At 59.4% G+C, this 23,280-nt stretch carries 18 protein-coding genes; 9 read left to right on the forward strand and 9 right to left on the reverse strand.

What is annotated here, in order from left to right; translation table 11 throughout:
- Positions 1 to 38: 38 nt before the first annotated feature.
- The 6 genes from HU754_RS16445 (at position 39) to HU754_RS16470 (ending at position 6,671) form a co-directional block, all read left to right on the forward strand.
- Complete coding sequence (locus HU754_RS16445; protein WP_186624320.1) at positions 39 to 1,115, forward strand: alpha/beta hydrolase family protein; 1,077 nt, start codon at positions 39 to 41, stop codon at positions 1,113 to 1,115.
- A gap of 2 nt (positions 1,116 to 1,117) precedes the next feature.
- Positions 1,118 to 1,528, forward strand: coding sequence for a GFA family protein (locus HU754_RS16450; RefSeq protein ID WP_099758983.1), 411 nt, complete (start codon positions 1,118 to 1,120; stop codon positions 1,526 to 1,528).
- 48 nt (positions 1,529 to 1,576) lie between these two features.
- Positions 1,577 to 1,960, forward strand: a complete 384-nt coding sequence (locus tag HU754_RS16455) for a hypothetical protein (RefSeq protein ID WP_093433186.1) — start codon at positions 1,577 to 1,579, stop codon at positions 1,958 to 1,960.
- A gap of 106 nt (positions 1,961 to 2,066) precedes the next feature.
- Positions 2,067 to 2,906 (forward strand): glutathione-dependent disulfide-bond oxidoreductase, encoded by an 840-nt coding sequence (gene yghU / locus HU754_RS16460; RefSeq protein ID WP_186624321.1) that lies wholly within the window; start codon positions 2,067 to 2,069, stop codon positions 2,904 to 2,906.
- 256 nt (positions 2,907 to 3,162) lie between these two features.
- Positions 3,163 to 5,340, forward strand: a complete 2,178-nt coding sequence (locus tag HU754_RS16465; protein ID WP_186624322.1) for a TonB-dependent siderophore receptor — start codon at positions 3,163 to 3,165, stop codon at positions 5,338 to 5,340.
- A gap of 137 nt (positions 5,341 to 5,477) precedes the next feature.
- Complete coding sequence (locus HU754_RS16470) at positions 5,478 to 6,671, forward strand: GAF domain-containing sensor histidine kinase (RefSeq protein WP_099758980.1); 1,194 nt, start codon at positions 5,478 to 5,480, stop codon at positions 6,669 to 6,671.
- Here the strand turns inward: HU754_RS16470 and HU754_RS16475 are convergent.
- The 3 genes from HU754_RS16475 to HU754_RS16485 all read right to left on the reverse strand — a co-directional run bounded on the left by HU754_RS16475 (position 6,668) and on the right by HU754_RS16485 (position 9,104).
- On the reverse strand, positions 6,668 to 7,309 hold the full coding sequence (locus HU754_RS16475; protein WP_093433198.1) for a LysE family translocator: 642 nt from the start codon (positions 7,307 to 7,309) through the stop codon (positions 6,668 to 6,670). The two genes, HU754_RS16470 and HU754_RS16475, sit on opposite strands and share 4 nt — an antisense overlap.
- Positions 7,310 to 8,031: 722 nt before the next feature.
- Entirely contained in the window at positions 8,032 to 8,373 is a 342-nt protein-coding gene (locus tag HU754_RS16480) for a hypothetical protein (protein ID WP_095126388.1), read from the reverse strand.
- Between the two features lie 86 nt (positions 8,374 to 8,459).
- Entirely contained in the window at positions 8,460 to 9,104 is a 645-nt protein-coding gene (locus tag HU754_RS16485) for an ATPase (RefSeq protein WP_186624323.1), read from the reverse strand.
- A 171-nt stretch (positions 9,105 to 9,275) separates the two neighbouring features.
- On the opposite strand from HU754_RS16485, the gene HU754_RS16490 reads away from it, so the two are divergent.
- From HU754_RS16490 to HU754_RS16500, 3 genes are all read left to right on the forward strand, one after another.
- Entirely contained in the window at positions 9,276 to 9,524 is a 249-nt protein-coding gene (locus HU754_RS16490; RefSeq protein WP_093433206.1) for a hypothetical protein, read from the forward strand.
- Between the two features lie 147 nt (positions 9,525 to 9,671).
- Positions 9,672 to 10,829: a GGDEF domain-containing protein gene (locus HU754_RS16495; RefSeq protein ID WP_186624324.1), complete on the forward strand. Its 1,158-nt coding sequence runs from the start codon at positions 9,672 to 9,674 to the stop codon at positions 10,827 to 10,829.
- A gap of 8 nt (positions 10,830 to 10,837) precedes the next feature.
- Positions 10,838 to 11,332: a PaaI family thioesterase gene (locus HU754_RS16500; protein ID WP_093433212.1), complete on the forward strand. Its 495-nt coding sequence runs from the start codon at positions 10,838 to 10,840 to the stop codon at positions 11,330 to 11,332.
- Positions 11,333 to 11,387: 55 nt separating this feature from the next.
- Here the strand turns inward: HU754_RS16500 and HU754_RS16505 are convergent, their stop codons facing one another.
- The 6 genes from HU754_RS16505 to HU754_RS16530 form a co-directional block, all read right to left on the reverse strand.
- Positions 11,388 to 11,651, reverse strand: coding sequence for a PAAR domain-containing protein (locus HU754_RS16505; protein ID WP_093433215.1), 264 nt, complete (start codon positions 11,649 to 11,651; stop codon positions 11,388 to 11,390).
- A 54-nt stretch (positions 11,652 to 11,705) separates the two neighbouring features.
- Complete coding sequence (locus HU754_RS16510; protein WP_093433218.1) at positions 11,706 to 12,113, reverse strand: Imm1 family immunity protein; 408 nt, start codon at positions 12,111 to 12,113, stop codon at positions 11,706 to 11,708.
- Positions 12,114 to 12,118: 5 nt separating this feature from the next.
- On the reverse strand, positions 12,119 to 16,846 hold the full coding sequence (locus HU754_RS16515) for an RHS repeat-associated core domain-containing protein (RefSeq protein WP_186624325.1): 4,728 nt from the start codon (positions 16,844 to 16,846) through the stop codon (positions 12,119 to 12,121).
- Complete coding sequence (locus HU754_RS16520) at positions 16,843 to 19,767, reverse strand: type VI secretion system Vgr family protein (protein WP_186624326.1); 2,925 nt, start codon at positions 19,765 to 19,767, stop codon at positions 16,843 to 16,845. The genes HU754_RS16515 and HU754_RS16520 overlap by 4 nt, the downstream gene beginning before the upstream one ends.
- A gap of 126 nt (positions 19,768 to 19,893) precedes the next feature.
- On the reverse strand, positions 19,894 to 20,409 hold the full coding sequence (locus tag HU754_RS16525; RefSeq protein WP_186624327.1) for an Hcp family type VI secretion system effector: 516 nt from the start codon (positions 20,407 to 20,409) through the stop codon (positions 19,894 to 19,896).
- Positions 20,410 to 20,862: 453 nt separating this feature from the next.
- Positions 20,863 to 23,067 (reverse strand): OsmC domain/YcaO domain-containing protein, encoded by a 2,205-nt coding sequence (locus HU754_RS16530; protein ID WP_186624328.1) that lies wholly within the window; start codon positions 23,065 to 23,067, stop codon positions 20,863 to 20,865.
- Between the last annotated feature and the right edge of the window lie 213 nt (positions 23,068 to 23,280).

Genomic DNA, 23,280 nt, shown 5'->3' on the forward strand with positions numbered 1-23,280 from the left:
CACCTCGCCCATTCGGCCCATCACGGAAGATAACAACAATGAAAAAAACGCTCGGTGCCCTGCTACTGATCTGCTTAAGCAGCCACGCCTTCGCTGACGCCCAACCCGTTGGTTTCCAGTACGCCACGCTGGCGGATCCGCGCAATGAGCGCCCGGTAGAAATGGTCGTCTGGTACCCGAGTGCGACCACCGCTGCGACACCACAATTGTTCGGCGACAACCCGGTATTCGTCGGCGCCCCTGCGGTGCTCAACGCCCCGGCCGCCAAAGGCGAGCATCCATTGGTTGTGCTATCCCACGGCAATGGCGGGAGCTGGATCAACCAGACGTGGTTGGCCAGCGCGCTGGCCCGTCAGGGTTACATCGTCGCAGCGGTCAACCACCCCGGCACCACCAGCCGTGATCGCAGCCCGCAAGCCGCGGCGCAGTTGTGGCAGCGCCCCGTTGACCTCAGCCGCGCCATTGATGCGGTGACGGCGCAACCGGAGAAATTCGGCGCAGTGACCCAGGATCGCATTGCCATAGTCGGCCATTCGCTCGGCGGCTGGACGGTCCTCGAAGCCGGCGGCGCGCGCTTTGACCCCGAGCGTTTTGCCGAAGACTGCAAGGTCCACACGCAACTCGCCAGTTGCACCGCCTACCAACAAATGAACACTGCAAACACCGCGCAAGCGAAAGCTCAATTGGCCGCCGACTGGCGTGACAAGCGCGTCACTGCCGTGGTTTCACTGGATCTGGGCCTGTCGCGCGGGATGACCGACGCCAGCCTCGCGGCCTACCCCGTGCCGATCCTGGTGATCGCTGCCGGCGTGCCGTCGAAAGAACTGCCCGCTGAACTGGAGTCCGTCGACCTCGCCAAACGTCTGCCAAAAACCTCATCGCATTTCGTCGAGATCAGCGACGCCAGTCACTTCAGTTTCATGGCAATCTGCAAACCTGGCGCCGTGGCCATGCTCGACGAGGATGTACCGGGCGACAGCATCATCTGCACCGATGGCGACGGTGGTCGTCCGCGTGCGGTCATTCAGCAACAGGTGATTTCCCTGATCAGCGGGTTTCTGTCGCAGTCACCTGCCCCCTTGAAACAAGCCATTACCTACAAGGATTCGCAATAACAATGCTCACGCCCTCCCCTCAGACCTTCCGGGGCAGTTGCCTGTGCGGAGCGGTGAAATACCAGATCCGTTCACGGCCCAAGGCGCTTTCGCATTGCCATTGCAGCCAGTGCCGCAAAAGCCACGGCGCGGCGTTTGCCAGCTATGGCAGCGTGCAGCGCCAGAACCTGGAGTTGCTGGAAGGTGCTGACCATCTGAAGTCGTATCAATCGTCTGAATCGGTACAACGCCAGTTCTGCACGCACTGCGGCTCGTCGCTGTTCTGGGCAAGCAATCAAGGGGAATTCAACGGCTGGATCTCGGTTGCGCTGGGCACGCTCGACACGACGTTCACCACGGAAAAACAGCAACACGTGGAAGTAACATCGAAGGCGCCGTGGTTTGAAATCAAGGATCAATGGCCGCAGCGCTGAGGCTGAAAGATTCATTTATCAGACGTTGCTTCACCCGTTGGAGATCAGATGAAACGCTCAAAAATTGCGGCGTTGGCTGCGCTGGTAATGGCCGCAATAACCGTCATTTCACTGCAGATGTTTCTGTACGACGCCGAGATAACCATGGCTCAGGCATCCATGGGCAGCGTGCCTGTCCAATTGGTCGCACAAATCCTGATCACCATCGCCACTCATCTGTTCGTCGTCCTGATGGTGCCAACGCTCTTGATCGCCTACAGGAGGTACCTCGCCGGCTATGCGGTGCTTGCCCTGTCCCTCGCGGCCTACGCCCAGATGACCACAGGGCTGGGTGTGATCGGGCCGATGATCGCGGTCATCGCCGTCTCGATCCTGGGTTTTTATGGTTTCAGAAAAGCCAGCGAATGGATTCGCTACCTGCGCGCGAAATGACTGATCAGACCGATCAATCGCACTCTGGATCAGGAGGCGGGTTCTGTGGTGTGCTGTCTATTATCAGCGAGGTATTTTTTCCACTTGCCAAGATGAGGCCCCTTACATGAGCAAAGCACCGTACGTTCCGCCCCAGGTCTGGAAAAACGAAGCCCCGTCCGGTGGCCAGTTCGCCAGCATCAACCGGCCGGTTGCCGGGCCGACCCATGAAAAGACGCTGCCAGTCGGCAAGCATCCGTTGCAGCTCTACTCGCTGGCCACGCCCAACGGCGTCAAAGTGACGATTATGCTGGAGGAGCTGTTAGCGCTGGGGCACAGCGCTGCCGAATACGATGCGTGGCTGATCCGCATTGGCGAGGGTGACCAGTTCTCCAGCGGCTTTGTCGAGATCAACCCCAATTCGAAAATTCCGGCGCTAATGGACCGTAGCGTTGAGCCGCCGATTCGTGTGTTCGAATCCGGTTCGATCCTGCTATACCTGGCGGAAAAATTCGGCGCATTCCTGCCGAAGGATCCGGCGGGCCGCACCGAAACCTTGAACTGGCTGTTCTGGCAGATGGGCTCGGCGCCCTACCTGGGCGGCGGTTTCGGGCATTTCTATGCCTATGCGCCGGAGAAGATGGAGTACCCGATCAACCGCTTCACCATGGAAGCCAAGCGGCAACTGGACGTGCTCGACCGGCGTCTGGCCGAAAGCGCCTATCTGGCCGGCGACAGCTACACCATCGCTGACATCGCAGTCTGGCCGTGGTACGGGCAATTGGTGCGCAACAACGTTTATTCGGCGGCCGAGTTTCTCGCAGCTCACGAGTACACCCATTTACAGCGCTGGGCCGAGGACATCGCCCAGCGGCCGGCGGTCATTCGTGGGCAACGCGTCAATCGCACCTGGGGTGATGAAGCAACCCAAGTACCCGAGCGTCACCAGGCTGAAGATTTGAACTGACAGCCCTTTCATCACACTCAGCAGCGGGCCGATCAATAGCGTTTGTGATCGGCCCGTTTTGCCTCTATCTCGCCCCCGAAAAACCACGACTCTGCGCCAGCCCGCGCCGTAGAGCGCCCGGCCGATTGTGAAAAATTCGTTAACTAACTGAGCCGTACGCCTTTCTTCACCCGGAATGATCTGACAGACTAATGCGAATAATTCCTACACGCACTCGCACTGGATTCGTTTTCGTATCATTTGGGGAAGCAGATTGATGTCGTTTTGCACCATACACCGCCGCTCAAACCGTTCACCAAACCTGTTGGCACTCGCCATTTGCATGGCCAGCATCACACCGGCGCTGGCCGATGAGGCAACACCTGCCACGTCTGAAGCAGCCGCGCCGGCCACGCTGGAACTGGACGCGACGGAGATCGGCGCGACCCAGATGAGCAGCACCACCGAAGACACCCAGTCCTACACCACCGGCCCGATGCGGACGGCGACCAAGCTGTCGCTGACCATGCGCGAAACACCCCAAGCAGTAACAGTGATCACCCGTCAGCGCATGGACGACCAGAACATGACCAGCATCAACGACGTGGTGAAAGGCACGCCGGGACTGTTCCTCAGTCAGGCCAGCGGCCCGGGTCGGCAGACTTACAGTTCGCGCGGTTTCGACATCGACACCATCATGTACGACGGCCTGCCGAGCTCCTATTCGCCGTTCTCGATGGCGGTGCAACCGAACCTGGCAATGTTCGACCGCGTCGAAATTGTCCGTGGCGCGACCGGCCTGGTCACCGGTGCCGGCAACCCTTCGGCGGCGATCAACCTGGTGCGCAAACGCCCGACGGCCGATCAGCGTGTAACCCTCACCGGCGCCGCCGGCAGTTGGGATGACTACCGTGGCGAGATCGACGCCTCCAGCCCGTTGAACGAAAGCGGCACCCTGCGTGGCCGGGTGGTCAGTTCCTATCAAGGCGCCGACAGCTTCCGCGACAAGGAAGAAAACGACCATGGCCTGTTCTACGCCATCGGTGAAGCCGACCTCAGCGACAGCACCACCGCGACCCTCGGCTTCTCGCGTCAGAACGAACAGACCAACTATTTCTGGGGCGGCCTGCCGATCGGCACCAACGGCCACCACCTCGACCTGCCCCGCTCCACCTACCCGGGCACCGACTGGGAAAACCGCAAGCTGCAGATCGATACTGTGTTCGGCGAGGTCGAGCATCGTTTCGACAACGACTGGAAACTGCACGTCGCCGGCTCATCCTCGACCCTCGACGGCGAGTTCTCCGGGACTTACCTGTCGCGTTACGCCGGTCCGCTGGAAACCACGGCCTATCAATCCCATCACACCGACAAGCAGCGCTCGCTCGACGTGTTCGCCAGTGGTCCGTTCGAAGCGTTCGGCCGCAGCCACGAACTGGTGGTCGGCGCCAGCAACCGGGTGTATGACGCGACCACCAAGGAATACGATCCGTACACCACGGCCTGGCCGATTGGCGCGCCCAAACCTGATTTCGTACGGGACGGCAAAACCCGCACCGTCACCACTCAGGACGCCGTCTACCTGACCACCCGCCTGAGCCTGGCCGACCCGCTGACACTGATTCTCGGCGGCCGCCTCGACTGGTACGACTACGACGACCGCACGGCCGATGGCGACTACAAAGTCACGCGTAACCTGACCCGTTATGCCGGCCTGATCTACAAGCTCGACGACCATCATTCGGTGTACGCCAGCTACACCGACATCTTCACCCCGCAAACCCAGAAGGACCTCGGCGGCAAGGTGCTCGAACCGATCGTCGGCGAAAACTACGAGGTGGGTATCAAGGGCGAGTACTTCGACGGCACCCTCAACGCCAGTCTGGCGGTGTTCCAGATGGACCAGACCGGTCGTGCCACCCAGGCCGACAATCAGTTCGGTTGCCCGGTCCTGACCTGCTACGGCTCATCGGGCAAGGTACGCAGCCAGGGCGTGGACATGGAACTGCAAGGCGCGCTGACCGACAACTGGCAGGTCGGCGCTGGCTATACCTATACCCGCGCGCACTACATCAAGGACGAAAACCCGGCCAACAACAATCAACGTTTCAAAACCGACACGCCAGAGCATCTGTTCAAGGTGTCCACCGTCTATCGCTTCCAGGGTCCGCTGCAACACCTGCGCGTGGGCGGCAACGTTTACTGGCAGAGCCGCATGTACAACGACGTCGCACTGGCCAATAACGGTAGCTACCGCCTTGAACAGGGCGGCTATGCGGTCACCGACCTGATGGCCGGGTACGAGGTCAACAAACACCTGGATCTGCAGGTCAACGCGAACAATATCTTTGATCGCGTCTACTACTCCGCCATCGGCTCCAATGTCACGTGGGGCTCCAACGACAACTACGGCAACCCGCGCAGCTATATGCTGACGGCGAAGTACAAGTTCTGAGTCGCTGACCTTCTAATCAGTAACAAACAAGGGCGCCGGGGAAAGCCACGGCGCCCTTGTACTTTCTGGCCTCTTCATTAGTCATGAGCAGCAATAACCGTTAGTCTCTGAGCGAACTCTTCACGAAGCATCGCGCCATGACCAATCCGGCCTTTACCCCTGACATTGACGCGATCCGCAGCATTGACGCAGTGCCAGTCATCCTGAGCATGGTCAAACACCTCACTGGCATGCGTTTCGCCGCAGTCGCGCGGGTCACCGAAAGCAACTGGGTGGCATGCGCTGTCGATGACTCCATTGATTTCGGGCTCAAACCCGGTGGCGAACTGGTACTTGAATCGACCATCTGCCACGAGATCCGCCAGCATAAGCAGCCGGTGATCTTCGGGCACGCCAGCGCGCACCCGGTCTTTTCGCTGCACCACACGCCGAAAACCTATGGGCTGGAAAGCTACATCTCCATTCCCATCGTCAAAGCCAATGGCGACTTCTTCGGTACGCTGTGCGCCATCGACTCGGTCCCGGCCAATATCGACGAACCGGCCATCACCAAAACACTGACCCTGTTCGCTCAATTGATCGCCATGAACCTGGACACGCAACGCCATCTGGAAGCGACCCGAATCGAGCTGAACAACGCCAATGAACTCGGGCGCCTGCGCGAGCAATTCATCGCCGTTCTCGGCCACGACTTGCGCACACCACTGAGCGCGGTGCGCATGAGCGCTGACTTGCTGGAAAGCAAAACCGAAGACAAACGTTCACTCAACCTGATTGCGGCGATTCGCAACAGCTCGGTGCGCATGGGCGTGTTGATCGAAAACATCCTCGACTTTGCCCGAGGACGCCTGGGTGGCGGGATTCCGGTGCAGCGCAAGTTAGTGGACGACTTGCAGCACACCCTGCAATTGACCCTCGCCGAGGTACAAGCGTCCCATCCCCAAGCGGTGTTTATCCATGAACTGGATGTGCCGGCGGGCATTTATTGCGATGCGCTGCGCATCAGCCAATTGCTTTCCAATCTGCTGGGCAACGCGGCCACCCATGGCTCGAACAGCGCGCCAATCGTCCTCAAGGCGTATGCGGAAAATGACGAGATCGTGATCTCCCTGACCAACCAGGGCACACCGATTCCAGCGCAACTGCTGCCACTGCTGTTTGAACCGTTCTCCCGCGCCGAGGCCGGGCAACGTTGCGAGGGTTTAGGGCTGGGGCTGTATATCGCCTCGCAGATCGCGATGGCGCACAACGGTACATTAAGCGTGACCTCAAGCGCCGAGTCGGGAACCTGCTTCGTGGCGAGACTCCCGGCCCGGTACAAATGGCTTTAAGCCGCCTGCCGCCGCATTGTCAGAATCGCCGCGCCAAAACCGATAAAGGTCGAACCAACCACACGACTGACCCAACGGGACAACGCCGGACGGGTCAGCACGCCCTTCGCGCGCGAAGCCAGCGCGGCATAGACACTCAGTGACGACACTGACAACGCCATGAAGATCGAGGTCAGGATCAGAAACTGCGGCAGCAACGCCGCGCCCTGATCAATGAACTGCGGAAACAACGCAGTAAAAAACATCGTCGCCTTGGGATTGGTCACCGCCGTCAGGAACGCCGACTTGTACAGCTTGCCGCGAGTCGGTCGCACCCTGCCCGCCTCACCTTCAATCCCATCCGGCAGCATCGGCCCCTTTTTGAACAATTGCTTGACCCCGAGGTAGAACAGATACCCGGCCCCGATGATCTTCACCGCGTTAAACAGCACTTCAGAACTGGCCAACAACGCCCCCAACCCCAACATCGCCGCCGCCGACAGACAGAACAGCCCACTGGCATTGCCCAGCGACGACCAGATCGTGCTGCGCTGCCCGTGAGCAAGGCTATTGTTGATCGCCATCAGCGTCGCCGGCCCCGGACTGGCGATGGCAATTGCGGCGACCAGAGTGAAGGTCAATATCGAGTGAGAATCCATTTTCGCTGCTCGCAAGGTTGAAGATGCCGCATGTTACAGCAACCGGCTGCATAGCCCAGATCAAAAGCCCCTCACCCTAACCCTCTCCCGGAGGGAGAAGGAACTGACGGTGGTGTTTGGGAGAGTTACACCGACGTGCGATACCGCGTTGAACTCAGGCTGTGAAAAGCCCACAGATCGGCCCCTCTCCCTCGGGAGAGGGCTGGGGTGAGGGGAAGCACCACCACAAATCCAAAGCCGACCACGCCCCGCTCTTCACCACTCAACAGGATGAGCGTTAGCTCGGCTGCAGCTCTTGATCTTGCCGTGCTGGCCCCTTCGGCAGGCTGAGTGGAGGGATTGATCCGGGGGTGGGAGCGCAGCGACCGTTTGGCGAAGCCAAACACAGCGAGAGGAGGTGCAGCGAAGCAAACCGTAGGCGCTGCGCCCGGATCGATCCCGGAGCGAAGGAACCCCGAGCCCCAGCGAGCGGGCCGAACGCCGGGGCCCAGCCTTTTGCTTACTTTTCGGCGTCTGGAAAAGTGAGTCGCTGTAAGAGCGAAACCGCCAGCGGCGACACCCGCAGAAACGGATATTCACAAAGAACACCCAGAGCATGGTCGGCCCAAAGGCCGCCAAGCCAAAACAAAAAAAAGCCCCGCAACCACACAAGGGCGCGAGGCAAAAAATTGGTTGGTTGCGGCCAACCAAAGGAGCTCAGTCAATACGTAAAAAAGCCAAAGTCAGATGCAATCCTGCGCCGCCCGCTCAAAACTCGAAGGCAAAAGATTCGAAGCCAGCAAATGGCGCTCATAGATAAACACCTTGCCGCCATTACCGGCCTTATAAGCCTCCAGCACGTTGTCAGCAGAAATCTTGCTCGGCACCACAATCCGATAACTACGCTGAGTCTGCGAAACCGTCGGATTCAATGCACTGCCCTGCAACTTCGGCACAACACAATCGGCGTACTGCGCAGGCGTCTTGCTGGTCTGCAGCGTCAGGCTCGGATTGTTCGGCGCCGAAGCGCAACCGGCGAGCAGCAAAGAGGCAACGGCCAGAGCGGGCACAAATAAAAGACGCATCAGTGTCATCCTGAAAATAAAGGTTCGGTTCAACCGACAACGGTTCAGCCTCACGGAGCCGCCGTCGCCATTTATGTTTTAAGTGATCAGCTCGACGCTACCAGCGCCTTGAGCGACACATCGAATTGCTTCAACGCGTTGAGTTGCAGGTCACGCTGCTTGCCGATCTGTGCAGCGATGGCCGGTGCCGCCTGGTTATGCACCCAGACCGAAGGCAACTGCTTCTCGACGGCGCCTTCTGCCTTGCCGATGTATTGCAGGTCGGCGTCGTAGAAGCGTGCGGTAAAACGCGCTTCAACCAGACTGTTCTGCTGCGTCAGCAAGCGGTTGAAGGTGTCGAGCTTCACCACCACGTCCGGATGCGCCTGTACCAGGGCATCAAGGTTGTCGTAAACAGTTACCGACAAGAACTGCTGTTGCAGCGAACTCACCAGCCAGTCGATGGCCAGCTCCGGATCGGAACTGTCGACGAACGCTTCACGAATCCGCGAATCCAGCGCGTCTTTCGCGCCGTTGACCGCCATGTTGTGGTAACGCTCAAGGTATTGCAGGTTGTCCAGGGTGTTCTCGCTGAGCAACACACCCACGGTTTGCGAATGCTGCAACGTGGCGCTGCTGCCCGTGATGGTCTGGAAGTGACACGACCCGGCGTCGGCTGCGTAAGTCGGAGCTGTGAACAGTGCGCCGCCTGTCAGCAGGGCGACAAAAGCCAGTCGGGTCAGGGTGTTCATCGCGCAAATTCCTTGAGCTGCGTGTTCGATGGAAGCGATTTTCCGCCGAATGCCGACAAAGCAGAACTTGCGTTTCGTGATGGTCACTATTACTTCTAGCAATAGTTGCGCGACGTGCAGACTGCTACACACTCAACCACAACGAGAAAAACAGCCCATGAGGAGTTCGCCTTGAGAACGTTTGACCTGATCCGTGACGCCGTTCTGCCCGATTTTCGCGAGCGTGTGGCCGAATACCTGGTTCAGTACGAAAGCGTATTGCTGGACAAAGGCATTACCGACCCGCAGCTCATCCAAGACACCGCCAACCAGTTGCGCGGTTACCTGCGCGGGCTTAACACCACCCGGGTGCTGGGCATGGCCTATTGGGAAGAGCTGGATCGCCGAGTCGTCGACACCTGGCTTGAGCCCAAGCCATGACCGATCGGCACGGCGGTCAGGGCGGCGGCGAGCGACCGCGCCCTCCCCGCTGCCAATGATCTGCGCGGCAACACGACCTCTGCGAAAAAACCGCCCGAACGCTTACAATCGCCGGTCAAACTGCCACTCAGACAGGCTCATCAAGAAATGCCGCTCGACCCACCTACGATGCTGACCCTTTCCATCGCCCTCGCAGCCGCCGCAGCGCTGTACCTGGCGAGCGAATGGCGCAGCATTCGTGAGCCTTCGCTGCTGTTCTGGAGCGCCGGTTTTGCCACCATCACGGTCGGTTCCACCCTGGCCCTGCTGCGCAGCAGCGGCTTTTTGCTGATCGGCATCTGGTTCGCCAACGGCCTGCTGGTGACCGCGCATTTCCTGTTTCTGCTCGGCGTCGCGCGTTTCACGCAGATACGCTTGTCGACGGCCTGGTACCTGATCTTTGTCACCTGGCTGGTCTTGCTGCTGTTGCCGGAGGGGCCGCTGTGGTCGAAGGTCATGCTGGCGGCCAATTCGTTGCTGGTGGCGCTGTCGACCCTCAAGGCCAGCTCGCTGCTGCGCCCCCATGGCAAATCGTTGAGCGTCGGCGCGGTGCAGTTGCGCTATGTGCTGCTCGGTCACGGTATTTTCTACGTTGCCAAAGCGCTGACTGTGGTGATCCCCGGCACGCTGATCGATCTGGCGGCGTTTCGCGGCGAGATCATTCAGATTTCCCTGGTCGAGGGCGCGATGGCAATCATGTTGATCGCCCTGTCGATGACCGGCACCGAGCGTTATCGCCGCGAAAAACAGATCGCCCGCCTCGCCGAACGCGACCCGCTGACCGCTTTGTATAACCGCCGCGCCCTGGAAAAACGCGCGCCGCGCCTGTTCGAACACGTTTCGCCGGCGCATCCCGGCGCCTTGCTGCTGATCGACATCGACAACTTCAAACTGGTCAACGACCAATACGGCCACACCGCCGGCGATCGTTTGCTGATTACCTTGAGCGAGATGATCCGCTCGGTGCTGCCGCGCAATGCGCTGACCGCACGCCTGGGCGGTGATGAGTTTGTCATTTTGCTCAGCAGCACCTCGGGTGAGCGCGTCATGGAACTGGGCAACGCGTTGCGTGAGCAGTTTCTGAGCATGACCTCCCAGACGTTCCCCACCACGGCTGCGGTGACCCTGAGCATCGGCGCCAGCCTGTTCGACAAGCCGCCCGCGCACCTGACGGCGCTGATCGAACAAGGCGACGCCGCTCTCTACGAATCGAAACGCGGCGGACGCAACCGCTTGCGCCTGACCGGACTCAACCCTCCAGGATAATAAAAACCATGTCCAGCCTCGTTACCCCTTTGCAAGACCTCGCCGCACCTGAAGGCGTCTGCTACGGCTGCGGTGGCCGTAACCCGCACGGTCTGCACGTCAAAAGCCGCTGGCACGAAGACGGCGTTCACGTGATCGCCGAACACCTGCCCGACGCCAAGTACTGCGGCTGGCCGGACCTGGTCTACGGCGGCCTGCTCGCGATGCTGGTCGACTGCCATTCCAACTGGACGGCCATGGCCTACCACTACCGCGCCGAACACCGCGAACCCGGCAGCCTGCCACGCATCGACTGCGTCACCGGTAACCTCGGCATCAAATTCATCAAGCCGACACCGATGGGCGTGACGCTGACTCTGCGCGCGAAAGTCGAGGGTGACGTCGGGCGCAAGACGCGAGTGATTTGTGAGGTGTTTGCCGGTGAAGTGCTGACGGCGGTGGGCGATTCGGTGTTTGTGCGAGTGGATACCGGGCAACTGGCGGATGCGGCGCACGGGCGATAAACCTGACGAGCCTGCCTGGCTTGTCAAACCGTTACCGGCAGGCCCTGGCGACTGTTCAACTGACCACAGCCCCTTTGGGGCCACTGGCAATCAGGGCGGCGCCACAAGCGGTTTTCATGCCGTCCAACGCCACAGGCGTGCCATCAACGGTGTAAGTGCTACTGCCCTCGGCGATGGGGAAAATCCCTTTGCACAGAGGGCAGCTTACCTTGTGTCCGACACCGGCAATGGGCTTGCCATTGAGATCGGTTTGAGAGAATGCCTCAAGGACCGTGCCACCATGCGTGGTGGAGTCACCCAAGCGAATCGCGTCTTTCACAGCATCACTCCTTTGCCGTTCAATCAGGCCCGACGGTCTGACCTTCGCGCCCCCTCATTCTTCAATCTCCCACGCCAATCCCGGGTCCGCTTTGCCGTGTTCGCAAAAATACAGCAACGCTTTCCGGGCACTTTCTTTGCCGACAACCTGGTTTTTCGGGTAACTCCCGGACTGCCCACCGACGACGACATCAACCGTCTCATCGCTTGATGCATCAGGAGTGGTCAGTGTGTACAGCTTCTCGTCGACGTTGACCGCGATAAACACAACATAGCGATGGTCGTTCCCCCCGCCCACGCTCATGTAGTTATCGTCATCGAGCAAAAACAGTGTCGAACTGCACGCCTTTCCATCCAGTCGATCCAGAGTTTCGAGTACCTTTGCGCGGTCGGGACTCAAGTGCTCTCGCTCTTTGAAAGTCTCGCCCTTTGCTTCGTCTTCTATGATTTTTTCCAGCTTCATGATCACTACTTCGTTGGTGTGTAAGTTCGGCTGCCACTGGGTGAATGCACGGTAATATTACATCCCAGATTTCGAGCCAGTGAACGAATACCCCCTGCGCCCGGCAACCCACAAGCCTTGCACGGATCGCGGTCGACCCACATTTCGGCACTTTCGGCTTTACCTGCCATGCCCGCATTCACGGCATGTTGCACCGCTTCAGCCTCCGCGTGGGTTTTGGTTTGCGCATTTACCCGATCGAGGGTAATCGCCGTCTTGGGATTCTGATCACCTGAGTTTATACCCTCGAAACTCTGACCATTGACCCTCAATAAAGACAATGTCGATGTGTCATTGGCAGAACCTGCGACGGGTAGACCCAAGGCTTTCCTGCGGTCAGCCAGTTGCTGCCGTGGATCACAGGTTTCCAGGCCCAGCGGATCGATCCAGCCCGTCGGGTTTGGTGCATAGACATAAAGATTCAAGCCACCGGCATAGCTGATCGGGTCTTTGCTGATGAAACGACCGACCTGCGGATCGTAGTACCTGTAGCGGTTGTAATGCAGGCCCGTCTCATGGTCATGGTACTGCCCCTGAAAACGCAGTGGATTCGTCAGCCCTTGTTGCCTGGCCCGATCTGAACGCTGTTCCTGAACTTGGCCCCACGCCTTGTATTGCGCACTCCAGACGATTTCACCTCGCTGGTCAGTCAGTTCCTGTGGCGTGCCCAAGTGATCGCACTGATACCAGCTCAACTCATCGATCGGTTGGGCCTTGGGTGCGTGGCTCCACAACGGATCATCGTCCAGTCGATATTCGTCGCTGTAGTCGGGCTGCTCCGACAGTTTGATTGCCTGATGCCGCAGTGCCTGAGCGACAGGCACAAAGGTGCCAGGCTCGTACACGTAATGCACGGTACGACCATAGTCACCATCCACCTGTGCCAGGCTACTTTCCCAGGCTAGAACGTCACCGTCCCAACCATATAACGTGAAGCCGCAACCCGACTCGCGCTGCTTGCGTGCGTATTCGTGATGGTTCCATTGAGAGCCGGCTTCAGGGTGCTGTTTAAAGTGCGCACGGGAGTGTTTGTAAACCCTGCGGCCCAGCGCATCGTAGGCGTAATCGACCTCCAGACGGGCGTCGTCAAAATGCACCAGACGGTCGAACAGATCCCAGCGCAGCCGGCTGTAACTGCCGTTATGCCAGCGCTGGATCAGGTTGCCCCGCTCGTCATACTCATAATGAGTGCCGGCGTACTCGCGCAGCAGGTTATCCAGAAGCTTGCTGCGGGTCGGGTCCTGATCCAGCGGGCGTCGGGTTTGCCGGGCCGTATCGTCGAGCAGATTGCCAGCCGGGTCGAAGGCAAAGGTTTCCACACCCAGGCGACTGCTCGCCTGAAGCAGACGACCGACCGGGTCGTATTGATAAGCCAACGTCCCTCGGCGAGTATCGTCAATACCGCGCAACTGACCTGCCGCATCGTACTGATACTCGCGTTTGAGGACAGTGCGCTTATCGTCGGCGCGCCCCAGCAGTTGCTCCTGCAAACGTCCGGCGGGGTCCCACTGCTGGGTTTGCAACAGATGATTGCCCTGATGCCGCGCAACTTCACGATGCAGGTCGTCGCGCTCGAAACCGATAAGGTCATGTTCATCGAGGCGCATGCCCAACAGATGACCGCTGCCGTAAGTCAGCCAACTGACCCGATGACCGTCCGGACGCAGCGTGGCCACTCGCTGATTGAGCGCATCGTATTCATGTCGCCAGATCGCGACCGAGGGTTTTTCCAACCCCAGAAAATGCTGATGTTCGCGCAGCAGGTTGCCAGCCGGGTCATGGAACCACTGCAAGCGGCTCTGATCGTTACTGGCCAGCACCAGGTTGCCGTTACCATCGTAGGCGAAGGTTTCCGCTTGCGACTCGCTGCCCAGCGTCGCCAAACGGCTGATCATCCGGTTCATCGGGTCGAACTGGAGTTCGGTGAGGCGCTCGCCGTCGCGAATGGAGGCCAATCGCCCGGTCTCGGTGTCATAGCGATAGTGTTTGCTGCGCCCATCGAAGCCGGTTTCATGGAGCAAGCGCCCTACCGGATCGTACTCGAACTGCACCCGCTGCTGGTTCTCGTTTTCCAGGGCGGTCAGCCGCCCCAGTCGGTCCCAGCGATAGCGCAACGTCTGCTCCGTGGCATCCACTCGCTCGGCCACCAGCCCCGCAGCCGTGTAACGCCAGGAGGTGCAGCGGTCCAGCCCGTCGACATGCGCCAGCAAACGACCTTCAGCATCGTAAGTGAAACGTTCTTCGGTTTTATCCGGATGCCTGATCAGCACCCGCTGGCCGGCACGGTATTGGTACTCGGTGCTTTGCCCGGCCGCGTCGGTGAAGCAAATCAACTGCCCAAGACTGTTGTACTCCCAGGTACTGGCCTTGCCGGAGCAGTCGGTATATTTCGTCAGTTGACCGGCATCGTTGTATTCAAGTTTCTTCTCGGCGCCGTTGGCGTCCTTGATCGCTTTGAGCAGGCCTGCCGAGGTGTAGGCGTATTCGGTCTGGTTGCCCAATGGGTCAATGGCTTTCTCCAGATTGCCGTGAGCATCATAGTCGCGCAGCCAGAGCCCGCCTTCGGCGTCGCTGATCTTGATCAACTGATCTTGATCGTCATACGCAAAATGCACGACGGTGTCGTCGGCACGAATATGCTCAAGCACATTGCCCCGTTCGTCATAGCTGAAGCGGTCGATGCTGCCGTCGGTGTGCACATGGCGCACGACGTTTTTCGCCTCATCGCGAAACAGCCATTCCGAGCGTTCATCCGGGTGTCGAATGCGATAGGTGTAGCCAAGGATGTCGTAGTAGTGCCAGGTCTCGTTGCCATGGGCATCGGTGACATACGTCAGGCGGATGTTTTCGTCCCATTCCAGCCGGGTATCGAAACTGCCGTCATCCGCCCATTCGCGGACGGCTTTGGCATCAGCACCCTGACCTTGCCATTGCAGGTTCATCCCGCGCCCGGTGCGATCGGTGTAACGCGTGACCAGATGGTGCTGGTATTGATAATTCCAGGCCGCGCCGTTTTCATCCTGGGCCTGGATCAGATCACCGCTGGCGTCGTAGCGATAGGCACACAATTGACGCTTGGGTGCACCGTCGCGAATTTCCCAGAGACCGATCAGGTGCCCTTGCGCGTCGAGCAGGGTGCCGAGCTGCAAGTGGACGTTGCTGATATCGCCTTCGTAGGTAATCAGATCCGACAACACCGCCTCGTCGTCATGACGGTGTTCGTAGTGAAGCATGACCCCGGCACCGCTGCGCAGGACGATACCGATCAGCACGTAACGCTGACCGCGGCGCACGTAGGTTTCCTTGCGCTCGATACCGCTGCACAGCACCAGCCGGTTTTCGTCGACCCGCACCAGCGTCAGGCTTTCAACCGGGTCGTAATGGGCCTCACCGACTTTGGGCAGTGGGTAATTGTGGCTACGTCCATCTGCCGCGTGAAACACCAGGCCGTCATCGACGCGATCGAAACGGGTGGTGAATTCGGTAATCCAGCGAGCGCCCATGTCCCCTTTGTCATAGGCCTCCAGGCGCGAGTAATACGTGCGCGTCCAGTTGATCGGGAACGGGCCCGGCAGGCTGAAATCAGTGTGACGGAAAGTCTCCGAGCCCATCGAGAAACTGATGCTGTGCGCGGTAATCGGGCACACCACGTTTTTTCTGCAATTAGGGTCGGCTTTCGCCCCGGCTTGCTTGGACTGCATCTCAAGCTGACCTTCCCCGGCCTTGCGCTTGGCCTGGGTGGTGCCGCCGGGTTTGACGTTCGTACTCTGACCATGCGCCTTGCGCTTACGCCAGGTGACCACGGCGCCACCGAGCATCTGCAACAGCCAGCCGATGGAGTGTTGAACACCCGGATCGCTGAGCTTCTTCAGCTGTGTTCGCAGCTCTACGCCCAAAGTCCGCAGCATGGACGTATTGCTGAGCACCAATGCCTTGGCTTTTTCCGGCAGCAGGTTTTTCGCTGCGCTGTTGGCTACGCCTTTGCCGGCGGCCTTGTAGGCACTGAACGCTGCACCAAAGATGTTGCCGATGGCCGCTTTGGGGTCATGCAGTAACTGGCTGCGCGCCGCCGTGATCTTTGAACCCGCAGCGTTGAGGTCGCCCTTGGCATCGAGTTTGCCATTGACGACGGTTTCCAGCCCCTTGGCAATCTCGTTCACCGCGCTCTGGCCCAGTTTGCCAGCGTCGTCGAGAATGCCAGCGAGTTTGGGCTGCGCCTGTTTTACGAAGTCATCGATCGTGCCGACAATGGTCGCGTTCAAATGCCCGATCAACACTTCGATCAGCGAATCACCCAGAAGCATCTTCGCGCTGTTACGCAGTTCCTGGCGCACCAGGCCCAATGTCGGACGCAGCGTCATGCGTGCCGATGCCATGGTTGGAGGGGCCGGCAGTACGCCAATCAGGTTGATCCCCAGGCTGACCCAGTCCAGCACTTGGCGCTGCTTGCTTTTGGCCAGGGTCACGATGTCGCCAAGGGCGTCGACCAGCGCCATGATGTTACCCACCACCGGCAAGGCGCCGGCAACGTTCTTCACACGGTCGAGCGTGACAACCCCGCCACTGATCGACTGCAGCCAGGCATCGAATTTGGCGGCGCCGCGACCGACGTCTTGAATATCGATGGTGTTGAGCGGAACGACAGCAACCTGGGGTTCACGTTTTTTATCGGGCGCAGGAGTCGGAGTAGTCATGACATGAACTCATCTGGCAGCAAGCTTGAGGCCGGACTCAGGCCGGGCGTTTGAATCGCGTTTTTGGGCAACGAAACGGCAGGCAAACTCGGCAACTTGCCGTTCTTGCTCGCGGCGCCGAGGATGCTCGACGCACTCGGCAACGCCGCACTCGCCAATTTCGGCAATCCAGCCGCGCCACCCTGCACAACACCCTTAACCTGCTGCGCTGTTTGCATCGCACCTTGCGCCGTCTGCATCGCACTCATCCCTGTTTGCGCCATGTCCTTGCCCTTCTCCAACATGTCCCAACTCTTGCTCGGCAAGACCTGCGCGACCATCGCCTGCACTTGGCTCGGCACCTCTTCAGCCCCCGGCGGATTCAACGGCCACTCAGGTTTGCCGATGTAACTGCCATCGCTCCACGTATCCGCCGGATCCTTGCCGAACAGCACTTGCGCCGGCCCCGGTGCGGCGCCGGTGACGCTGGCGAAACCTTTGCCATCGAGCTTGCCCTTGATGCTTTTGCCCAGGGCATCGATGACTTCGTAATCGCCTTCCTTGATGCCCTGACGCCCGGCGTACTGGTTGAACAATTCCAGGTTGCCCTTGCCCGGTTTCGGCGGTTCCGGGAATACCCCCGCCAAAGATTTCGCGCCGGTGTAGGCGAAGTTCGCCGCGTGCGCGGTGTACGGGCCGCTGGTGGCGTGGGTGATGCCGCCGGCGTTGTAGGTGGTGGCGCTGCCGCCGCCCTGGATCACCAGTTCGGTTTTCGCGGTGATGGTGATGCGGTCGGCATTGGCAGTGATGTTGAGTTTGGCCAGCAGGTTGATGCTGTCCTTCAGTGCGCGCACATCGATGTCGCCGGAGGCCGCGACCAAGCGCCAGCCCATGCTTTGCACGAACAGGCGCATGCCCCGACTGGCGCTGGCCAGCAGGCGTTTGCCGATCGACAGGCTGGTGTGGCCGGTGCTGCTCAGGGCCAAGTGTTCGCCGGTGGCGATGTGGGTTGAGCGCGGCGTGGTCAGGGCGATGCCGGCCGGGCTGGCGAGGACCAGATGCGGCTCGGTGAACTCGGGAAATTCGTTGGCGGTGAGGTTGGCTGGACCGCTGCCGAGCACGCCTTGGTGCTGGGCGTGCAGCGCTTTGGCGACGTCGTCCTGATCGCCCGCCTCCTGAGCCTGAAGCTCTTTGGCCTGCACCGCAAAACCGTCTTGCTGATCGCTGGCCGTGGCGAGGCGCTCGGCAGTTTCCGGCAGATCCTTGTGGTGCTTGGATTCGTTCGGCCGTGGCTCGGTGGTGATCAACAGACCGGCCCCGGCACGTACTGCGCCGTGGCGGTCGGTTCTCAACTCAAAACCTTCGCCGCGCGGTTGACCGCCGCTCGGGCGCGGATGAGTCAGATAACCGAGGTTGATCGCACTCGCGCCGTGGTCGCTGCGCAGCGCGATGCTGATCTCGCTGGTGGTGTCGTCGATGCGCAGTTCGTTGGCGCGGCTGCCCTTGTATTCCTTGCTCTTGACCGTGGCCAGGGTCTTGAAATCCGGCAGCTTGTACGGCGGCAGATTCGCGCCGTGGTACAGGCAACCGGTGATCAGCGGCTGATCGGGATCGCCCTCGAGGAAGGTGATCAACACCTCCATGCCAACCCGCGGAATATTGATCGAACCAAAGGTTTCCGCCGCCCAGCTCGATGCCACCCGCATCCAGCAACTGGTCATGTCGTCGTGCTTGCCTTCGCGGTCCCAGAAGAACTGCACCTTCACGCGGCCGTACTGGTCGCAGTAGATCTCTTCGCCTTCCGGGCCGCAGACCACCGCGCTCTGGGTGCCGAGGACTTTCGGTTTCGGGTGATCGAGCGGCGGACGGTATGGCACGTCCCACGGGATCGCACTGAAGCGGTTGCGGTAGCCCTGGTGGAAATCGTCCTTGAGGTCGGTGGTGTCGCTGGTCACCGACTCTTCGAGCACCTGCGGCTGTTTGCCTTCGTGGAAGATTTCGGTGAGCAGCCAGAGGTCATTCCACGTCGGGTTGGCGTGGTCGGTGAGGGCGAGGAAATGTCCGCTGACCAGAATCGGCTGATCGCTATTACCCTCGGCCAGACGGTAGTCGCTGCGATGGCGTTCCAGCGCGCGATTGGCCAGGTGTTTACCCCGCTCGCGGTCAACGAAACGGCCCGGGTAATCGTAGTCTTCGAGGTCCGGTTGCGCGCTGCTTTTGGCGTCGCTTTCCAGCTCGATTTTCGGTTTGACGAAGTCGTAATCACGGCGCGTGGTGCGACTGGTGCGCGTGGCCAAGCGCAGGCCGAAACGCTTGACCACCGGTTTGTCGGCAACCAGTCCGGAGTCCTGCTGATAGGCCACTGGCGCGAGTTTCGGGAACACCGTTTGGTCATCGCCGAAGGTCAGCTTGTGGCCGCTGGACGTGTGCTGGAAGTGGTAGTGAATCCCCTCCTCCTCGCACAGGCGCTGGATGAAATCCAGGTCCGACTCGTCGTACTGCACGCAGTAAATGCGTTCGGGATAAATCGCGCTGAGCTGGAAGTGGTAATCGCTGGCGAGAATGCCGTGCTCTTCCAGGACCTGGCTGATGATCTGTTGCACGGTCATCTGCTGGAAGATGCGCTGGTTGACTCGATGCGCGAGGTAGGCCAGTTGCGGGCGCAGGTAAATCTTGTAGCGGGTCAGGCGCTTGCCCGCCTCGCCTTGGGCAATGCTGTAGACCAGCCCGTGAATGCCAGTGCCGGTTGGCGACAGCTGAAGAAACGCCAGTTTGTGCAGCACGCTTTCGAGGTTGATCGAGGCCTTTTCACTGACCAGTTCCAGCTCGAATTCGAACGGCGTGTTAAGGGCCTCACGACCGGTGAACGACAGCACCTGAAAGTCGCTGTCGACACCATCAACGGTCAGATTGAAATGAGGCTGGTTGGCCGGTGAGAACATTCCCTTGTCCCTCGCGCAGTGCTGCAACACGCCTCAGGGTGCAAGAGCCTGAGGCGAAGAATTGCTTGATCGAACAGTGAACTCGACCAGTCAGACTGGTCGAGTCGGTATCACTATCAGCCGCGATTAAACGACTGGAGCACGCCAGTCATCGGAACCCGAAGTACCGGAGACTTCGTGGGTCCAGGTGATTTTGCGGTAGGTGAACTGCACTTCTTCCAGGTGGGTGAAGTGCGCGTTGCCTGGATCCTGGCAGTTGTGCATTTTGTTGTTGATGGCGACGATGATCGCGTCTTCCAGTTTGGTGGTGTAGTAATGCTCTTGGGTGCCTTGCGCCGAAGTGCGGTACCACTGGATAACGATTTCGCTCATGCGCTCGCCGGAGGTCAGCGCCGCTTGCAGCAGCGGCGAAGCCTTGTCGTAGACCTTGGTGATCACCACAGGCTTGTGCACGCGCTGACCGGTTGGCTGACCGGATTGCGGGTCACGCGGGATGATCACGTCGTGGGTGAACGCCTGAACCATCACCTGGTCTTGGTGGCCTTCTTGAAAGGTGTTGCCAACGGAATCGGCAGTAAATGCGCCGGCAGTGATCAGGCCTTGTTTTTCGCCAGTGACGGACATGTACGCGGGGGTTGCCATGGAATGCTCTCCTTGCTCAAAAGACACAAGCGACAGGCACCATTACCTGTCCGTGCGAATTTGGATATATCAACTTTCATGCCAGTCATTACATTGCCATTGTTCATCAACAACTTGTGTAAACAACTTCAACAAAAGTAGCTATTGCAGCCAGGAAGAGTCGTCGTAAGTGCGCAACTTCTTGCGCAGTACTGCGCAAGAAGTTGCGCACTTGGCTGCACGCCCTGAACGGCGTGGCCTGTAGCGATTTTCAGGAATGTTTTCTGGAAACAACTGCGCAACTTCTTGCGCAGTTGCTAAAAAGCGTTTTCATCGTCAATCGACGAAAAATCTCCAGATAGCCTTACTCTCGTTGACGTTGCATCAACGCAGTTTTGCTGAGTAGGCAAAACATCGCGCGTAAAGAAAAGCCAGGCAACTGCCTGGCTTTTCTGGTCAGCGGAAATAATGTAGTCAGTGCGAAGAAGCCGTCACATTCGCCCGCGCCGTATGCAGCTTTTTATAGCTCTCGATCAAGCGCAAATGCCGATCCAGTCCTTCCAGCTTCATGCTCGTCGGCGTCAGGCCATGGAAGCGCACGCTGCCGTTGACCGAGCCAATCGCTGCATCCATACGCTCGTCACCGAACATGCGGCGGAAGTTGGCTTCGTAGTCTTCCAGTTGCAGATCCTCGTCCAACTCCATCTCCAACACCACGTTGACCGCTTGATAGAACAAGCCGCGCTCAACGGTGTTGTCGTTGTATTGCAGGAAAGCTTCAACCAGATCCTTGGCCTGCTCGTACTTCTGCAGCGCGAGGCAGATCAGCAGGCGCAGTTCCAGAATGGTCAGCTTGCCCCACGGCGTGTTGTCGTCGAACTCGACGCCGATCAGTGTGGTGATCTCGGTGTAATCGTCCTGCTCGCTGTTTTCCAGGCCCTGGGCGAGGTTGCGCAGACCGACCTTGCTCAGGGTGTGCAGGTTGAGGATGTCGGCGCGGAATTGCAGGGCTTTGTTGGTGTTGTCCCAGATCAGGTCTTCGACCGGGTAGATCTCCGAGTAGTCTGGCACCAGGATGCGACAGGCCTTGGCGCCGATGTGCTCGTAGACCGCCATATAGACTTCTTTGCCCATGTCTTCGAGGATGCCAAACAGCGTTGCAGCCTCTTCGGCGTTGGAGTTTTCGCCTTGGCCGGAGAAGTCCCACTCGACGAATTCGAAGTCCGGTTTGGCACTGAAGAAGCGCCACGACACCACACCGCTGGAATCGATGAAGTGCTCGACAAAGTTGTTCGGTTCAGTGACAGCCTGGCCGGAGAAGGTCGGTTGCGGCAAGTCATTGAGGCCTTCGAAACTGCGGCCCTGCAACAGCTCGGTGAGGCTGCGTTCCAGCGCCACTTCCAGGCTCGGGTGCGCGCCGAACGAGGCGAACACGCCGCCGGTGCGCGGGTTCATCAGGGTCACGCACATCACCGGGAATTCGCCGCCCAGCGACGCATCCTTGACCAGCACCGGGAAGCCCTGCTCTTCCAGGCCTTTGATGCCGGCGAGGATGCTCGGGTATTTCTCCAGCACTTCTTGCGGCACGTCCGGCAGGGCCATTTCGCCTTCAAGGATTTCGCGTTTGACCGCGCGCTCGAAGATCTCCGACAGGCACTGCACTTGCGCTTCGGCCAGGGTATTGCCGGCGCTCATGCCGTTGCTGAGGTAAAGGTTTTCGATCAGGTTGGACGGGAAGTACACCACTTCGTTGTCGGACTGGCGCACGAACGGCAGCGAGCAGATGCCACGCTGGGTGTTGCCGGAGTTGGTGTCGAACAGGTTCGAGCCACGCAATTCGCCGTCACGGTTGTAAATCTTCAGGGTGTACTCGTCGAGAATTTCGCTCGGCAACTCGTCCTTTGGCCCTGGCTTGAACCACTTCTCGTCCGGGTAATGCACGAACTCGGCGTTGGCGATTTCTTCGCCCCAGAACTGATCGTTGTAGAAGAAGTTGCAGTTCAGGCGCTCGATGAACTCGCCCAGCGCCGAGGCCAGTGCGCCTTCTTTGGTCGCGCCCTTGCCGTTGGTGAAGCACATTGGCGAATGCGCATCGCGAATGTGCAGCGACCAGACGTTGGGCACGATGTTGCGCCACGAAGCGATTTCAATCTTCATGCCGAGGTCGGCGAGGATGCCCGACATGTTGGCGATGGTCTGCTCCAGCGGCAGGTCCTTGCCGGCGATGAAGGTGCCTGCGTCCGAACCGGCCACCGGCATCAACAAGGCCTGGGCATCGGCGTCGAGGTTGTCGACTTCTTCGATGATGAATTCCGGCCCAGTCTGCACAACCTTCTTCACCGTGCAGCGGTCGATGGAACGCAGGATGCCCAAACGATCCTTCTCGGAGATGTCCGCCGGTAATTCCACCTGGATCTTGAAGATCTGGTTGTAGCGGTTTTCCGGGTCGACGATGTTGTTCTGCGACAGGCGAATGTTTTCCGTCGGGATGTTGCGCGTGTCGCAGTACAACTTCACAAAGTACGCCGCACACAACGCCGACGACGCCAGAAAGTAGTCGAACGGCCCCGGCGCCGAGCCATCGCCTTTGTAGCGAATGGGCTGATCGGCGATCACCGTGAAGTCGTCGAACTTGGCTTCAAGTCGAAGGTTGTCGAGAAAATTGACCTTGATTTCCATGCGGGATTACCAGAATACGGCTAAACGAATGGCCGCCATTATCCGGTTTTTGCGCGGGAAGTCTTGCCCTTTCGGGAATCGCCGCTGATCGGCGCGCTGCACTTGGGGAGGCAAATCACGCGGGTTTCACTACGCTTTCAATGCAGTCCCCCAGAAGAATCTGAACATTGCGCCCGCGCCGTGGTTCTAGATTCAGAAGACAGCGGATCAAGG

Source organism: Pseudomonas zeae (assembly GCF_014268485.2).
Lineage (GTDB): Bacteria > Pseudomonadota > Gammaproteobacteria > Pseudomonadales > Pseudomonadaceae > Aquipseudomonas > Aquipseudomonas neuropathica.

Excerpts from the sequence above, each read along its gene's own strand:
- HU754_RS16475 (WP_093433198.1), bottom strand. The coding sequence starts at position 7,309 with ATGGATTCTCACTCGATATTGACCTTCACTCTGGTCGCCGCAATTGCC.
- HU754_RS16520 (WP_186624326.1), bottom strand. The coding sequence starts at position 19,767 with ATGTTCTCACCGGCCAACCAGCCTCATTTCAATCTGACCGTTGATGGT.
- HU754_RS16445 (WP_186624320.1), top strand. The coding sequence starts at position 39 with ATGAAAAAAACGCTCGGTGCCCTGCTACTGATCTGCTTAAGCAGCCAC.
- yghU (WP_186624321.1), top strand. The coding sequence starts at position 2,067 with ATGAGCAAAGCACCGTACGTTCCGCCCCAGGTCTGGAAAAACGAAGCC.
- HU754_RS16480 (WP_095126388.1), bottom strand. The coding sequence starts at position 8,373 with ATGCGTCTTTTATTTGTGCCCGCTCTGGCCGTTGCCTCTTTGCTGCTC.
- HU754_RS16470 (WP_099758980.1), top strand. The coding sequence starts at position 5,478 with ATGACCAATCCGGCCTTTACCCCTGACATTGACGCGATCCGCAGCATT.
- HU754_RS16485 (WP_186624323.1), bottom strand. The coding sequence starts at position 9,104 with ATGAACACCCTGACCCGACTGGCTTTTGTCGCCCTGCTGACAGGCGGC.
- HU754_RS16525 (WP_186624327.1), bottom strand. The coding sequence starts at position 20,409 with ATGGCAACCCCCGCGTACATGTCCGTCACTGGCGAAAAACAAGGCCTG.
- HU754_RS16450 (WP_099758983.1), top strand. The coding sequence starts at position 1,118 with ATGCTCACGCCCTCCCCTCAGACCTTCCGGGGCAGTTGCCTGTGCGGA.
- HU754_RS16515 (WP_186624325.1), bottom strand. The coding sequence starts at position 16,846 with ATGACTACTCCGACTCCTGCGCCCGATAAAAAACGTGAACCCCAGGTT.
- HU754_RS16500 (WP_093433212.1), top strand. The coding sequence starts at position 10,838 with ATGTCCAGCCTCGTTACCCCTTTGCAAGACCTCGCCGCACCTGAAGGC.
- HU754_RS16510 (WP_093433218.1), bottom strand. The coding sequence starts at position 12,113 with ATGAAGCTGGAAAAAATCATAGAAGACGAAGCAAAGGGCGAGACTTTC.
- HU754_RS16495 (WP_186624324.1), top strand. The coding sequence starts at position 9,672 with ATGCCGCTCGACCCACCTACGATGCTGACCCTTTCCATCGCCCTCGCA.
- HU754_RS16465 (WP_186624322.1), top strand. The coding sequence starts at position 3,163 with ATGTCGTTTTGCACCATACACCGCCGCTCAAACCGTTCACCAAACCTG.
- HU754_RS16455 (WP_093433186.1), top strand. The coding sequence starts at position 1,577 with ATGAAACGCTCAAAAATTGCGGCGTTGGCTGCGCTGGTAATGGCCGCA.
- HU754_RS16530 (WP_186624328.1), bottom strand. The coding sequence starts at position 23,067 with ATGGAAATCAAGGTCAATTTTCTCGACAACCTTCGACTTGAAGCCAAG.